The following is a 14956-nucleotide window of genomic DNA, read 5'->3' on the forward strand; positions in this document are numbered from 1 at the left end:
TCGTTGGCTGGTCGCTTGCACGACTTGACCGGGTTGAAGAAAGCGTATAATATTTTATACATGAGGTGGCGATGGAGCAGGAAAAAGAAATTCGCTGGTTAGGCTCCAGCTACCGTGATTTGCTTGCTTTTCCCAATGTAGCGCGTCGTCTCGCCGGGTTTCAGCTTCACAAGATTCAGTCAGGACTCGACCCTGACGACTGGAAACTGTTCGAGTCTATCGGCGCGGGAACGCGCGAAATTCGTATCAGAGACGAGGACGGCATTTTTCGCGTGATGTACGTGACCAAATACGCCGAAGCGCTGTAGGTGCTGCATTGCTTTCAGAAGAAAACGCAGAAGCTCGGGCCGCGCGACAGAAAAATTGCCGAAACGCGCTATCGCGCCATCACTCATTACAGGACCACCCAGCCATGACGATCGACGCCAACATTCGTCACGTAACGCGAGCCGGCGCGAACGTGTTCCTCGAACTCGGTTTTTCCGCCGAGGAAGCGAAGCGCCTTCACGCGGCGTCGCAAAAGCAGATCAACGACACGCGGCTGCTCAAGGAACAATTGATGACCGAGCTGTCCACGTGGATCGAACAGCATCATCTGAAGCAGGCCGAGGCGGCCGAAATTCTGATGGTGTCGCGCCCGCGCGTGTCAGACGTGGTCAACAAGAAAACCACCAAGTTCACGATCGACACGCTCGTTGAAATGCTGAGCCGCATCGGCAAGCCGGTCACGCTCGCGGTCGGTTGAGCGTCGGCTCGTGCGAAGCTCAGTGACTATCTATACGCGCATGCGCGTCGCCGCTCAAGGCGCGCCGCGATCGTGCTGCCACAGCACGTCGGTGCCGCCGTCCGCGCGATTCAGCACGCGCGCCAGCACGAACAGCAGATCGGACAGCCGGTTCACGTACTGACGCGGCGCCGCGTTCAGCGTCTCGTGTTCGCCAAGCGCGACGATCGCACGCTCCGCTCGACGGCAAACGGTACGGCACACATGCGCGAGCGCAGCCGCGCGCGAACCGCCCGGCAGAATGAATTCCTTCAACGGCGGCAGCGTGGCGTTGTAGTCGGCGAGCCAGCCGTCGAGCTGAGCGAGATGCCGCTCGGTGATCATCGTATGACCGGGAATACACAGCTCGCCACCCAGATCGAACAGATCGTGCTGGATTGCGACCAGCGCCGCGCGTACGTTCTCGGGCAGGTTCTCGCACAACAGCACGCCGAGGTTCGAATTGAGTTCGTCGACGTCACCGATCGCGGCAATTCGGGCGCTGTCCTTGCGCACACGGCGGCCGTCGCCGAGACCGGTGGTGCCGTCGTCGCCGGTGCGAGTGGCGATCTTGCTGAGGCGATTGCCCATGATGTCTCCTTGCTTTCAGTGACGATGCGGCCACCACGTTTGTCCATATTGCACGCATCGCGAAATCGCCGCCATTATATGAGCGGAAGCCGGCCCAGCGCCTCCTGGCGGAGCGAACGGCGTAAAATGAAACAGCTGCTGCAAACAGGCTGTTACCTACAGAAACTTTCATCGGACCGGAGTAAGCGTTGAAGCGCCAACTCCGCTCGATAGGAGACATGCGTGAACCATCCCGTACCGCCGGCACCGCTACGCCGGCCGTTTTCTGCCGAATTGCTGAACCAGCTCAAAGCCGCTTTCGGCGATCGGGTCTCCGTTGCCGAAGCCGTGCGTGCGCACCACGGCCGCGACGAATCGCCGTTCGATCCGCAACTGCCTGACGCCGTCGTCTTCGCGCGTACGACCGAAGACGTGCAAACCGCCGTCAAGCTGTGCGGCGAGTTCGACGTGCCGATCATTCCGTACGGCAATGGCTCGTCACTCGAAGGACATCTGCTTGCCGTGCAAGGCGGCGTGTCGATCGATCTGTCGGAGATGAACCGGGTGTTGTCGATCAACGCCGAAGACCTGACCGTCACCGTCGAGCCCGGCATCTCGCGCAAGCAACTGAACGAAGCGCTGCGCGACACCGGCCTGTTCTTCCCGATCGACCCGGGCGCGGACGCGAGCATCGGCGGCATGTCGGCGACCCGCGCGTCGGGTACCAACGCCGTGCGCTACGGCACGATGCGCGAGAACGTGCTCGGCCTGACGGTCGTGCTCGCCGATGGCCGCGTGATCAAGACCGGCTCGCGCGCGCGCAAATCGTCGGCGGGGTACGACCTCACGCGACTGTTCGTCGGCTCGGAAGGCACGCTCGGCGTGATCACCGAAATCACGCTGCGCCTCTATCCGCAGCCGGAGGCGGTGTCGGCCGCTGTGTGCACGTTCCCGTCGATGGGCGATGCGGTGCGCGCGGTCATCGAGACGATCCAGATCGGCGTGCCGATCGCGCGCGTCGAGTTCGTCGATTCGCTGGCGATCCGCTCGATCAATCGCCATTCGAATCTGACGCTGCGCGAAGCGCCCACCTTGTTCTTCGAATTTCACGGCACCGAGGCCGGCGTCAAGGAACAGGCCGAACTCGTGCAGGAAATCGCCGCGCAGAATGCCGGCGAAGGCTTCGAATGGGCAACGCGCCCCGAAGACCGCAGCCGCCTGTGGAACGCGCGTCACAACGCCTATTTCGCGATGCTGCAACTGAAGCCCGGCTCGCGCGCGGTGACCACCGACGTCTGCGTGCCGATCTCGCGTCTGGCGGAGTGCGTGGTTGAAACGGAGCAGGATCTGTTGGCGTCGCCGCTGCCGTGCCCGATCGTCGGCCATGTCGGCGACGGCAATTTCCACGTCGCGATCCTGATCGATCCGGACAAGCCCGAAGAGCTCGAAGAAGCCGAACGCCTGAACCATCGCATCGTGCAGCGCGCGCTGCGCATGGACGGCACCTGCACCGGCGAGCATGGCGTCGGCCTGCACAAGATGGGCTTTCTGCTCGAGGAGCACGGCGACGTCGCGGTCGACACGATGCGCTCCATCAAGCACGCGCTCGACCCGCGCAATCTGATGAACCCGGGCAAGATTTTCACCTGGGCGGCGGCCTGATCGACATTGCGAAGGCCGGCAGCGACAGGCCGCCGGCCCGAACACGCAAGTGACGCGAAGCAGGCCGCACGAAACAGCCGGCTCGAGCCTGGAAGCCGGACCGGCGCAAGCCACGAGGAGACAACTCACATGAACGCACCCGCTGAACTGTCGGCCGAAGTCCTCGCGCAGCGTCAGCGCGAAGTCGTGCAGGCGCTGATGGCCGTGTTGCCGAGCCACTGTCTGCTCTATCGCGAGGAAGATACCGTCGCGTACGACTGCGACGGCCTCGCCGCGTACCGGCGTCTGCCGCTCGCAGTCGCGTTGCCGGAAACCGAATCGCAAGTGCAGCGCATCGTGCAGATCTGCCATCGCCTCGATGTGCCCATCGTGCCGCGCGGCGCGGGCACCGGGCTGTCCGGCGGCGCAATGCCGATTCGGCACGGCGTCGTGGTGTCGCTCGCGCGCTTTCGCAAGATCGTCGAGATCGACCCGTATGCGCGCATCGCGACCGTGCAGCCGGGCGTGCGCAACCTCGCGATCTCCGAGGCCGCGGCGCCGTATGGCCTCTACTACGCGCCGGATCCGTCGTCGCAGATTGCCTGCACGATCGGCGGCAACGTGTCCGAGAATTCGGGCGGCGTGCATTGCCTGAAGTACGGCCTCACCGTGCATAACGTGCTGCGCGTGCGCGCGGTGACGATGGACGGCGAGATCGTCGAATTCGGCTCGCTCGCGCCTGACGCGCCGGGGCTCGATCTGCTCGCGGTGCTGATCGGCAGCGAGGGCATGTTCGCGATCGTCACCGAGGTCACCGTCAAGCTGATCCCGAAGCCGCAAACGGCGCAGGTCATCATGGCCAGCTTCGACGATGTGGTCAAAGGCGGCGACGCCGTTGCCGGCATCATCGCGGCGGGCATCATCCCGGCCGGCCTCGAGATGATGGACAAGCCCGCCACGCGCGCGGTCGAGGAGTTCGTCAACGCGGGCTACGATCTCGACGCGGCGGCGATCCTGCTGTGCGAATCGGACGGCACGCCCGAGGAAGTCGCGGCCGAGATCGTGCGCATGACCGCGGTGCTGCGCGAGCACGGTGCGACGCGTATCCAGATTTCGCGCACGGAAGCCGAGCGCCTGCGCTTCTGGTCCGGGCGCAAGAACGCGTTTCCGGCCGCAGGCCGGATCTCGCCGGACTACTACTGCATGGACGGCACCGTGCCGCGCCGCAGTATCGGTCCGCTGCTCGCGCGCATCGAGGAGATGGAGAAAACCTACCAGCTACGCTGCATCAACGTGTTCCATGCCGGCGACGGCAATATGCATCCGCTGATCCTGTTCAACGGCAACGACCAGGACGAGTGGCATCGCGCCGAGTTGTTCGGTAGCGACATTCTCGAAGCCTGCGTCGAGTTGGGCGGCACGGTGACGGGCGAGCATGGCGTCGGCATCGAGAAGATCAATTCAATGTGCGTGCAGTTCTCGCCCGAGGAGCGCGACACGTTCCACGCGGTCAAGCGAGCATTCGACGCGCCCGGTCTGTTGAATCCCGACAAGGGCATTCCGACCCGGGCGCGCTGTGCCGAATACGGCAAGATGCACGTGCGCGGCGGGCTGCTGCCGCATCCCGAGCTGCCGCGCTTCTAGCGGCTCGCGTCTGCATCGCGCAGGCACCGTTCGCCGCGCCCGCGCCGATGCGGGCGCGGCCTGCGCGGCGCTTTGCGCCGTCACCCTTCAGACCGATGCCGCGCCCCGTCATGCGGGTGTGCTCCGGCTTGCCAGCGAGCCGCCGCCCGGTACAATCAAACGAAACACAACGAGCAGGACACCATGGAAGAGGACGACATCGTCGCCGTATGGTCCGAACGCGTGCGCTCGGCCAGCGCCGAGGGACGCGGGGTGCGCATCCGTGGCGGCGGCACCAAGGACTGGTATGGCCAGACGCTGGAAGGTGAGATCCTCGACACGCGCGCCTATCGCGGCATCATCGCGTACGATCCGGCCGAGCTCGTGATCACCGCGCGCTCGGGAACCCCGCTGCTGGAAATCGAAGCGGCACTCGCCGAGCACGACCAGATGCTGGCGTTCGAGCCGCCGCACTTCGGACCGCAGGCCACCTTCGGCGGCTGCATCGCCGCGGGCATTTCGGGGCCGCGCCGGCCAGCCGTCGGCGCCGCGCGCGACTTCGTGCTCGGCGCCGTCGTGATGAACGGCCAGGGCCAGGTGCTGCATTTCGGCGGCCAGGTCGTCAAGAACGTCGCCGGTTACGACGTGTCGCGGCTGCTCGCGGGCTCGCTCGGCACGCTCGGGCTGATCCTCGAGCTGTCGGTCAAAGTGCTGCCGCGCGCGCAGGCCGAAGCCACGCTGAAGTTCGACATGAATGGCACCGACGCGGTACGCAAGCTCAACGAATGGGGCGGCCGGCCGCTGCCGATCACCGCGAGCGCATGGCGCAACGGCACGCTCGCGGTGCGCCTGGGCGGCGCGGAGGCCGCGGTCAAGGCCGCGCGCACCGGGCTCGGCGGCGAAGTCGTCGATGCGGTCGAAGCCGAGCGCTTCTGGGGCGGCCTGCGCGAACAGACCGACTCGTTCTTTGCGAGCATTCCGCCGAAGGCCGCGCTGTGGCGTCTCGCGTTGCCGTCGATCACCGAGCCGCTGCAACTGCCCGGCGCGCAACTGATGGAATGGGGCGGAGGCCAGCGCTGGTGGATCACCGACACCGACGCGCAAACCGTGCGCATCAGCGCGAAGCAGGCCGGCGGCCACGCAACCATTTTCCGCAGCGGCCACGGCTACGACCGCAGCGCCGGCGTATTCACACCGCTGCCCGCGCCGTTAATGAAAATCCATCGCGGCCTCAAACATGCATTCGACCCGGCCCGCATCTTCAACCGCGGCCGTCTCTACCCCGACTTCTGAGTGACGCGATGCAAACCAACCTCGCGGACTTCATTCGCAATACCCCCGATGGCAACGAAGCCGACGCCATCCTGCGCAAATGCGTGCATTGCGGTTTCTGCACGGCCACCTGCCCGACCTATCAACTGCTCGGCGACGAGCTCGACGGTCCGCGCGGGCGCATCTATCTGATCAAGCAGATGGTCGAAGGCGCGCCGGTCACGCGCAGCACCCAGGTTCACCTGGACCGCTGCCTCACCTGCCGCAACTGCGAAACGACCTGCCCGTCCGGCGTGCAATACGGACGGCTCGTCGAGATCGGCCGCAAGCTTACCGAAGAGAAGGTCACGCGTCCGCTCAATCAGCGGCTGATGCGGCGGCTGCTCGCGAGCGTGCTGCCGAACAGCGCGATCTTCACGCCCGCGATGCGGCTGGGCCAGCACGTGCGTGGCCTGCTGCCGAAGAAGCTGCGCGACAAGGTGCCCGCGCGTCAACGCCCGCTCGAATGGCCGAGCGCGACACACGAACGCAAGGTGCTGATGCTCGCGGGCTGCGTGCAACCGTCGATGATGCCGAACGTCAACATCGCGACCGCGCGCGTGTTCGACGCGCTCGGTATCGAAACGCTGATCGCGCCCGAAGCCGGCTGCTGTGGCGCGATCCGCCTGCACCTCGGCTACAACGACGAAGCACTCGACGACGTGCGCGCGAACATCGACGCATGGTGGCCCTACGTCGAACAGGGCGTTGAAGCGATCGTGATGAACGCGTCGGGCTGCGGTGCGACGGTCAAGGAATACGCGCACCTGCTGCGCCTCGATCCAGAGTATGCGGAGAAGGCGCGCCGCATCGTCGAGTTGACGCGCGACGTCTCCGAAATCCTGCCCGAGTTCGAAGAGCAGCTCGTCGCGATCACGCGCCGCCGCTCGGTGCACACGGTCGCGTTCCATCCGCCCTGCACGCTGCAGCATGGCCAGCAGATCCACGGCAAGGTCGAGCAACTGCTCGGCGCGCTCGGCCTCGAAGTGCGCCTGCCCGCCGACAGCCATCTGTGCTGCGGCTCGGCCGGCACCTACTCGCTGCTGCAGCCGCGTCTGTCATACGCGCTGCGCGATCAGAAGCTCGAGCGTTTGCAGGCGCAGGAGCCGCAGGTGATCGTGTCGGCGAACGTCGGTTGCATCGCGCATCTGCAAAGCGGCACGTCGACGCCGGTCGCGCACTGGATCGAATTGGTCGAGCACATGCTGTCCGTATAATCGGGGCATCGTCTTCGCTGAACACCGGTTCGCTCCATGTCCGATCTGCCTCACCGTTTCGCCGATCACTTCGCTCACAATCTCGCCGAAGTGCACGAGCGCATCGCCTGGGCCGCGCAAGCGGCCGGCCGCGATGCGCAGTCCGTGATGCTGCTCGCGGTCTCGAAGACGTTTCCCGCCGATGCCGTGCGCGCCGCGCATGCGGCCGGTCAGCGCGCATTCGGCGAGAACTACGTGCAGGAAGCGCTCGACAAGATGCAGACGCTCGCCGATCTGCGCGCGTCGCTCGAATGGCATTTCATCGGGCCGCTGCAATCGAACAAGACGCGCCCCGTTGCCGAGCATTTCGACTGGGTGCATTCGGTCGATCGGCTGAAGATTGCGCAGCGGCTGTCGGAACAGCGCCCCGACAACCTGCCGCCGCTCAACGTCTGCCTGCAGGTCAACGTCAGCGGCGAGGCGTCGAAGAGCGGCGTGGCTCCCGACGAGGCGGCCGCCATCGCGCACCAGATCGCCGCACTGCCGAAGCTGAAGCTGCGTGGGCTGATGTCGATTCCGGAACCGGCCGGCGATCTCGACGCGCAACGTGCGCCGCATCGCCAATTGCGCGAGTTGTTCGAGCGCTTGCGCAACGACGGACTCGAGCTCGATACGCTGTCGATGGGCATGTCGGCCGATCTCGAAGCAGCCGTGCTCGAAGGCGCGACGATCGTGCGCGTCGGCACCGCGATCTTCGGCGCGCGCGACTATTCGCGCTGAGCTTTTCCATGGGCCTTGCGCGAACCTGGCTGCGCGAAGTCCCCACCGCATCTCATCTGAACCTATCCGGACCATCATGAAAATTGCGTTTATCGGCGGCGGCAACATGGCCGCGGCGTTGATCGGCGGCCTCATCAAGCGGGGCACCGCGCCTGCGGACCTGTACGCGATCGATCCGAACGAAGACGCGCGCAGGCGCAACGAGCAGCAATTCGGCATCCGCACCGGTGCGGCCGCCGACGGCACGCTCGCCGACTACGACGCGGTCGTGCTCGCGGTGAAGCCGCAGATCCTGAAGAGCGTCGCCGAGACGCTGGCGCCGCATCTGCGCGCGTCGCAACTGATCGTCAGCATCGTCGCGGGCATCCGCATCGGCGACATGTCGCGCTGGCTGAATGGCCACAGCCACATCGTGCGCGTGATGCCGAATACGCCGGCGCTGATCGGCATGGGCGTGACGGGTCTCGTCGCCAGCGGCAGCGTCGACGAAGCGGGCCGCGCGCTCGCGTCGCAGGTGCTCGGCGCGGTCGGCGAAAACGTCTGGTTCGACGATGAAGCGAAGATCGACGCTGTGACCGCGATCTCGGGCAGCGGGCCGGCCTACGTGTTCTATTTCATCGAAGCGCTGCAGGAAGCCGCGCGCCAGCTCGGTATGGACGAAGCGCAGGGCCGCGCGCTTGCGGTCGCGACCTTCACGGGCGCCGCGCAACTCGCGGCCAATTCCGACGAGCCGCCGAGCGTGCTGCGCGAACGCGTGACCTCGAAAGGCGGCACGACCGCGGCAGCGCTCGCCTCGTTCGACGCGAGCGGCATCAAGGATGCGATCGTGCGCGGCGCGCTGGCCGCGGACGCGCGGGCGCGCGAGATGGGCGACGAGTTCGGCAAGCAGTAATGCGAATCGGCGTCGACAGCAAATAGCGGAAACAAAAACGCCGTAGCGCGTCTGCCCTTTTCCATTCAGGGCAGGCGCCTACGGCGTGCAGATGCAGCAGCGGCGTGAAGCCAGAAACTCGCTGGCGCGAATTAAAACGAGGTCACCGCGTAATGCGCGGCGATCCCCGCGAACAACGCGCCGCCGAGCCAGTTGTTGTGACGGAACGCGGCAAAGCACGGCATCCGCTCGCGATTGCGGATCAGCGTGTAGTGATAGATCGCGCAACCCACCGCGACCACCCAGCCAAGCCAGTACAGCAAACCAAACCCGAGCGTCAGGCCGATGCCGACGTAAATCCCCAGCGTCACCGCATAACACAGCATGACCGCGGCCACGTCGAAGCGACCGAAGGTCAGCGCCGACGTGCGGATGCCGATCTTGATGTCGTCGTCGCGATCGACCATCGCGTATTCGGTGTCGTACGCAACGGCCCAGAAGATGTTCGCGACCAGCATCGCCCATGCGAGCAGCGGCACGTGATCCAGCACCGCGGCGAACGCCATCGGAATGCCGAAGCCGAACGCGATGCCCAGATACGCCTGCGGAATCGCGAAGAAGCGCTTCATGAACGGATACGTGCCGGCGACGAACAGCGCGACCACCGACAACTCCTTGGTCAACGCATTGAGCGGCTGGATCAGCAGAAACGCGATCAGCGACAGCACGGTGGCCAGCACGACCGCTTCCCACGCATTGATCTTGCCCGACGTGATCGGCCGGTTTTCGGTGCGCTTCACGTGGCGGTCGAAATCGCGGTCCGCGTAGTCGTTGATCGCGCAGCCGGCTGAGCGCATCAGCACCGTGCCGAGCGTGAAGATCACCAGCAATTGCCACGACGGATGACCGCCGGAAGCGATCCATAGTGCGTTGAGCGTCGGCCACAGCAGCAGCAGGCTGCCGATCGGCTTGTCCATGCGCACGAGGCGCAGATACAGGGGAAGTCGGGCGAACATGGGACGAATTCGGTGAAGTGCGAACACGGTGCGCCTATTTTACGGGAACCGCACGGCGGCTCTGAATTCATCTGGCCGCGTATCGAAGTGGCTGGCTCTCGCACTCCTGCATCACGCGGCGGCGGCGCAAAAAACAAAGCCTCCCGTACAGGGAGGCTTGTGCGTTTCTATCACGGCGCGGCTGTTGCCCGCACCTGCATTCGAACGTGACTCGGCCGGCTTAGCCGCGCCAAATCACGCGAGCAGCGAGCGCAGCATCCACGCGGTCTTTTCGTGCGTCTGCATGCGTTGCGTGAGCAGGTCGGCGGTCGGCTCGTCGTTGGCGGCTTCCGTCGCCGGGAAGATCGCGCGCGCGGTGCGCACCACCGCTTCCTGGCCTTCGACCAGCTGGCGGATCATGTCTTCCGCGGCCGGCACGCCGTCCGCTTCAGGAATCGACGACAGCTTCGCGAAATCCTTGTAGGTGCCCGGCGCATGCACGCCCAATGCGCGGATACGTTCGGCGATCGAGTCGACTGCGAGCGCGAGTTCGTTGTACTGCGTTTCGAACATCAGATGCAGCGTGTTGAACATCGGACCCGTGACGTTCCAGTGGAAGTTGTGGGTCTTCAGGTACAGCGTGTAGGTATCGGCGAGCAAACGCGACAACCCTTCGGCGATCTTCTTGCGATCCTTGTCGCTGATCCCGATGTTGACGTGCTGTACGGCTGCTGCGGCTTCTTTCTTGGCCATGATGACTCCTTCGAAGAGTGATACGAACCGGTCGGCAGATGACGGTCTGCGGAAACACGAATAAAACCGTTCGACAGTGTAGCGTGAATTGCCGCAAGCTTCGCTCAAGGCGTGCTCGGGAGCCTTGCCCCGCCGCCATCCTGGCGGTACTGCGCTCAGCCGCGCAGCGCGTGTTGCAACGCGTGCGCGGCGATTACCGCAAAGCCGCTCGCGACGATCGCAACGCCCATCGCCTTGCGCAACATCAACACCTGCCGTTGCGCCCGCATGCTCGGCGTGGCGGTCGGACCGCCGATGCTTGCCATCATCATCTGAATCATGATCGTACTCCCGGTTCGTCTCGTGACGGCCGCAGCGACGCGCTGCGCCGTCGATTACTGTGCTACTGCGTTGCCATGGGCCGCGTACTGGACGCCTAGCGGTTTCTGCCTTCCTGCAACGCGGCGAGCGCCGCGATCACACCTTCCGCGTAAGCCGGATCGGCGCGGCGGAAATGCTCGATCTGGCGCGCGATGATCTCCCGCGGCACACCGTTGATATGTCGCGCGATATTGCCGAACAGACGCTGACGCTGCGCGTCGTCGAACAGCGCGAACAGCATGCGCGGCTGCGTGTAGTAGTCGTCGTCCTCGCGATGCTCGTAACGCGCGACCGCGCCCGCCGCGAGCGGTGGCTCCGATGCGTTCGCGTCCTGCGCGAAGTCGCCGAAGCGATTCGGCTCGTAATTCACGTTGCCGCCGAGATTGCCGTCGGTGCGCATCGCGCCGTCGCGATGGAACGAATGCGGGTTCGGCACGCGCGGCGCATTCACCGGAATCTGGTGATGATTGATGCCGAGCCGGTAACGCTGCGTATCGCCGTACGAGAACAGACGCCCCTGCAACAGACGGTCAGGCGAAAAGCCGATGCCCGGCACCACGTTCGCCGGCGTGAACGCCGCCTGCTCGACGTCCGCGAAATAGTTCGCCGCGTTGCGGTTCAACTCGATCGTGCCGACGTCGATCAACGGATAGTCCTTCTGCGACCACACCTTCGTGATGTCGAACGGGTTGAAGCGGTAGTTCGCCGCATCCGCTTCGGGCATCACCTGAATCGCGAAGCGCCACTTCGGGAAGTTGCCCGCGTCGATGCTGTTCACCAGATCGCGCTGCGCGCTTTCGCGGTCATTGGCGACCACCTGCGCGGCTTCGGCGTCGGTGAAGTTCTCGATGCCCTGCTGCGACTTGAAGTGGAACTTGACCCAGAAACGCTCGTTGTGCGCGTTGATGAACGAGTACGTGTGCGAGCCGAAGCCGTGCATCTGCCGGTAGTTCTTCGGAATCCCTCGATCGCTCATCAGAATCGTCACCTGATGCAGCGACTCCGGATGACGCGACCAGAAATCCCACGCGGCGACGTTGCTGCGCAGGTTCGTGTACGGATCACGCTTCTGCGTGTGAATGAAGTCCGGAAACTTCAGCGGATCGCGGATGAAGAACACCGGCGTGTTGTTGCCGACCACGTCCCAGTTGCCTTCTTCGGTGTAGAACTTGATCGAGAAGCCGCGCACGTCGCGCTCGGCGTCGGCCGCGCCACGCTCGCCGGCCACCGTCGAAAAGCGCATGAAAAGCGGCGTTTCCTTGCCGACCTGCGCGAATACCTTCGCCTTCGTGTAGCGCGAGATGTCGTGCGTGACCGTCAGTGTGCCGAACGCGCCCGAACCCTTCGCGTGAACACGACGCTCGGGAATCACTTCGCGATCGAAGTGCGCGAGCTTTTCGAGCAGCCAGACATCTTGAAGCACGACCGGGCCGCGCGGGCCGGCGGTCATCGAGTTCTGGTTATCGGCGACGGGCGCGCCGGCGGCATTGGTGAGCTTACGTTCGGACATGGGCACTCCTGCGTGGTTTTATTGGATCAGAGGAAATCGCGCGGCATCCGTGCGGGACGGACGCCGTCATGGGTAGGCACGTCAGGCGGCCAGCACCCGGTCGACCAGCAACGACATCGCGACCGTGCGGATACTCGGCGCGACGGCCGTGATGATCGGTTGGGCGGGAAAAGCGTGGATGGGCTGAGAAACCGCTTGCATGATGTTTTCCTCCTGAGCCTTATCGAATAAGGGGATCGGGCGATCCATGGAGGAAACTATAGCAATAACTATCGAATATTCGTATTTGATTAATTTAATCTATTCGATAGAGCTCGCGCCCTTTTTCGCGGCAGGCCGCGCCGTTGTGCGGCGCGGCTGCGCGGGGATGGCACGTCAGTTGACGGCAGCGGGCAGATCGAGTTTTTTGACGCCCGGCAGTTCGCAGGCGGCGATTGCCTCGCAGATCGCATCGATCGCGGGCATCCGCGTGAAGCTCTTGCGCCATGCCAGCACGACGCGGCGATCGGGTACCGGCTCGTCGAACGCGACATAGCTGAGCAGGCCCGCGTCGATACCGCCCGCATGCGGCTTGACCTCGTGCACCGACATGCGCGGCAGCACGGTAATGCCGACGCCGCTCGCGACCATATGACGAATCGTCTCGAGCGACGAGCCCTCGAAGGTCTTCTGGATACCGTCCGCATTCTGCGAAAAGCGCATCAGCTCGGGGCACACGCCTAGCACATGATCGCGGAAGCAGTGGCCGCTGCCGAGCAGCAGCATGGTTTCCTGCTTCAGATCATCGGGGTCGATCTTCGAGCGGCCTTCCCACGCGTGACCGGACGGCAACGCGACGACGAACGGCTCGTCGTACAGCGGACGCAGCATCAAGCCGGTTTCGGGAAACGGCAGCGCCATGATCGCGACGTCGATTTCGCCCTGCTTGAGCAGTTCGATCAGCTTCAGCGTGTAATTTTCCTGCAGCATCAGCGGCATCTGCGGCACGCGCTGGATCATCTGCTTGACGAGCGTGGGCAGCAGGTACGGTCCGATCGTGTAGATCACGCCGAGGCGCAGCGGACCGACCAGCGGGTCCTTGCCCTGCTTGGCGATTTCCTTGATGGCGAGCGTCTGCTCGAGCACGCGTTGCGCCTGCGTGACAATCTGTTCGCCGATCGGCGTGACGCTGACCTCGCTGGTGCCGCGCTCGAAAATCTGCACGTTCAGCTCGTCTTCGAGCTTCTTGATGGCGACGGACAGCGTGGGCTGGCTGACGAAACACGCTTCGGCGGCCCGGCCGAAGTGCCGCTCGCGCGCAACCGCCACGATGTATTTCAATTCGGTGAGCGTCATTCGGGGATCAATCAGTACGATAGATTCGATAGGTTCTAGTTATACACCTATAGGGTCGGTTCGCCAACCTTTTAGCCGTTCCGTTCGTGGCGGCGGGCTCGCACTCAGGCTTTCAGATATTGCTCGCGCGCGCCGAGCCAGCGCGCCAGATGCTGGATGACCACGTCCGGATACTGGTCCAGCAGTATCGCGGCGGCTTCGCGCGCGGGCTCGATCAGGTGCTGATCGTTTTGCAGGTCGGCGAAACGCAGCATCGCCGCGCCCGACTGCCGCGCGCCGAGGAACTCGCCGGGTCCACGGATTTCGAGGTCGCGGCGGGCGATCTCGAAGCCGTCGGTGGTTTCGCGCATCGTTTGCAGACGCGCGCGGGCGGTCATCGACAGCGGTCCGGTGTACAGCAGCACGCAGACCGACGCGGCGCTGCCGCGCCCCACCCGTCCGCGCAACTGGTGCAGCTGCGCGAGACCGAAGCGCTCCGCGTGCTCGATCACCATCAGCGACGCGTTCGGCACGTCGACGCCCACCTCGATCACCGTGGTCGCCACCAGCAGCTGGATCTCGTTGCGCGAGAACGCGTCCATCACCGTGGCCTTTTCGGCGGGCGCGAGGCGCCCGTGCACGAGCCCGACTTTGAGCTCGGGCAGCGCGGCCACGAGCGTCTCGTAGGTCTCGACCGCGGTTTGCAGCTGCAACGTCTCGCTTTCCTCGATCAGGGGACACACCCAATACACCTGGCGCCCCGTCAGCGCCGCCTCGCGCACGCGGCCGATCACCTCTTCGCGGCGCGCGTCGGACACGAGCTTCGTGAGAATCGGCGTGCGGCCCGGCGGCAGTTCGTCGATCGTGGAGACGTCGAGGTCTGCGTAGTAGGTCATCGCGAGCGTGCGCGGAATCGGCGTCGCGGACATCATCAGCTGATGCGGCTGGAAGTCGGACGCGCCGTCGGCGGCGCCCTGCGCCTTCGCGCGCAGCGCGAGCCGTTGCGCGACGCCGAAGCGATGCTGTTCGTCGACGATCACGAGCCCGAGGCGCGCGAACTCGACCGCGTCCTGAATGATCGCGTGCGTGCCGATCACCAGCTGCGCGGTGCCGAGCGCGGCCGCTTCGATCGCGGCGCGCTTCTCCTTCGTCTTCAGACTGCCCGCGAGCCACGCGACGTTCACGCCGAGCGGCTCGAGCCAGCCGCGCAACTTGCGCGCGTGCTGCTCGGCGAGGATTTCGGTCGGCGCCATCAGCGCGGCCTGGTAG

14 protein-coding genes and 1 pseudogene are annotated in these 14956 nt (G+C 64.8%); 8 read left to right on the top strand and 7 right to left on the bottom strand.

Annotated elements, in window-relative coordinates:
* Positions 1 to 71: 71 nt before the first annotated feature.
* Positions 72 to 416: pseudogene (locus AB3X89_RS23725) on the top strand (type II toxin-antitoxin system RelE/ParE family toxin).
* Positions 413 to 745, top strand: coding sequence for a helix-turn-helix domain-containing protein (locus AB3X89_RS23730; protein ID WP_368585437.1), 333 nt, complete (start codon positions 413 to 415; stop codon positions 743 to 745). Before AB3X89_RS23725 ends, AB3X89_RS23730 begins: the two are co-directional and overlap by 4 nt.
* Positions 746 to 799: 54 nt before the next feature.
* Here AB3X89_RS23730 and AB3X89_RS23735 read toward each other — a convergent pair whose 3' ends face one another.
* Positions 800 to 1354, bottom strand: coding sequence for a cob(I)yrinic acid a,c-diamide adenosyltransferase (locus AB3X89_RS23735; protein ID WP_368585438.1), 555 nt, complete (start codon positions 1352 to 1354; stop codon positions 800 to 802).
* A 222-nt stretch (positions 1355 to 1576) separates the two neighbouring features.
* Between AB3X89_RS23735 and AB3X89_RS23740 the strand changes: the two genes are divergently transcribed.
* The 6 genes from AB3X89_RS23740 (at position 1577) to proC (ending at position 8776) form a co-directional block, all read left to right on the top strand.
* Positions 1577 to 2995, top strand: coding sequence for an FAD-linked oxidase C-terminal domain-containing protein (locus tag AB3X89_RS23740; RefSeq protein WP_368585439.1), 1419 nt, complete (start codon positions 1577 to 1579; stop codon positions 2993 to 2995).
* A 129-nt stretch (positions 2996 to 3124) separates the two neighbouring features.
* On the top strand, positions 3125 to 4618 hold the full coding sequence (locus AB3X89_RS23745) for an FAD-linked oxidase C-terminal domain-containing protein (RefSeq protein WP_368585440.1): 1494 nt from the start codon (positions 3125 to 3127) through the stop codon (positions 4616 to 4618).
* A 183-nt stretch (positions 4619 to 4801) separates the two neighbouring features.
* Positions 4802 to 5890, top strand: coding sequence for a glycolate oxidase subunit GlcE (gene glcE / locus AB3X89_RS23750; RefSeq protein WP_368585441.1), 1089 nt, complete (start codon positions 4802 to 4804; stop codon positions 5888 to 5890).
* Between the two features lie 8 nt (positions 5891 to 5898).
* Positions 5899 to 7125 carry a glycolate oxidase subunit GlcF gene (glcF, locus tag AB3X89_RS23755; RefSeq protein WP_368585442.1) on the top strand — a complete coding sequence of 409 codons (1227 nt, stop codon included), beginning with the start codon at positions 5899 to 5901 and terminating at the stop codon, positions 7123 to 7125.
* Positions 7126 to 7161: 36 nt separating this feature from the next.
* Positions 7162 to 7884 carry a YggS family pyridoxal phosphate-dependent enzyme gene (locus tag AB3X89_RS23760; protein WP_368585443.1) on the top strand — a complete coding sequence of 241 codons (723 nt, stop codon included), beginning with the start codon at positions 7162 to 7164 and terminating at the stop codon, positions 7882 to 7884.
* Positions 7885 to 7960: 76 nt separating this feature from the next.
* Complete coding sequence (gene proC, locus AB3X89_RS23765) at positions 7961 to 8776, top strand: pyrroline-5-carboxylate reductase (RefSeq protein ID WP_368585444.1); 816 nt, start codon at positions 7961 to 7963, stop codon at positions 8774 to 8776.
* A 131-nt stretch (positions 8777 to 8907) separates the two neighbouring features.
* Here proC and ubiA read toward each other — a convergent pair whose 3' ends face one another.
* The 6 genes from ubiA to AB3X89_RS23795 form a co-directional block, all read right to left on the bottom strand.
* Positions 8908 to 9771: a 4-hydroxybenzoate octaprenyltransferase gene (gene ubiA, locus AB3X89_RS23770; RefSeq protein WP_368585445.1), complete on the bottom strand. Its 864-nt coding sequence runs from the start codon at positions 9769 to 9771 to the stop codon at positions 8908 to 8910.
* Positions 9772 to 10005: 234 nt separating this feature from the next.
* Complete coding sequence (locus AB3X89_RS23775) at positions 10006 to 10503, bottom strand: Dps family protein (RefSeq protein WP_018431894.1); 498 nt, start codon at positions 10501 to 10503, stop codon at positions 10006 to 10008.
* A 155-nt stretch (positions 10504 to 10658) separates the two neighbouring features.
* A complete protein-coding gene (locus tag AB3X89_RS23780; RefSeq protein WP_368585446.1) occupies positions 10659 to 10823 on the bottom strand; it encodes a hypothetical protein in 165 nt (54 codons plus the stop codon).
* Positions 10824 to 10918: 95 nt separating this feature from the next.
* Positions 10919 to 12373: a catalase gene (locus AB3X89_RS23785; protein ID WP_368585447.1), complete on the bottom strand. Its 1455-nt coding sequence runs from the start codon at positions 12371 to 12373 to the stop codon at positions 10919 to 10921.
* Positions 12374 to 12748: 375 nt separating this feature from the next.
* Complete coding sequence (locus tag AB3X89_RS23790) at positions 12749 to 13708, bottom strand: LysR substrate-binding domain-containing protein (protein ID WP_013088477.1); 960 nt, start codon at positions 13706 to 13708, stop codon at positions 12749 to 12751.
* 104 nt (positions 13709 to 13812) lie between these two features.
* On the bottom strand, positions 13813 to 14956 hold a 1144-nt coding region (locus AB3X89_RS23795; RefSeq protein ID WP_368585448.1), incomplete at its 5' end, for an ATP-dependent DNA helicase RecG.

It is taken from the genome of Paraburkholderia sp. BR14320 (genome assembly GCF_040948665.1).
Lineage (GTDB): Bacteria > Pseudomonadota > Gammaproteobacteria > Burkholderiales > Burkholderiaceae > Paraburkholderia > Paraburkholderia youngii.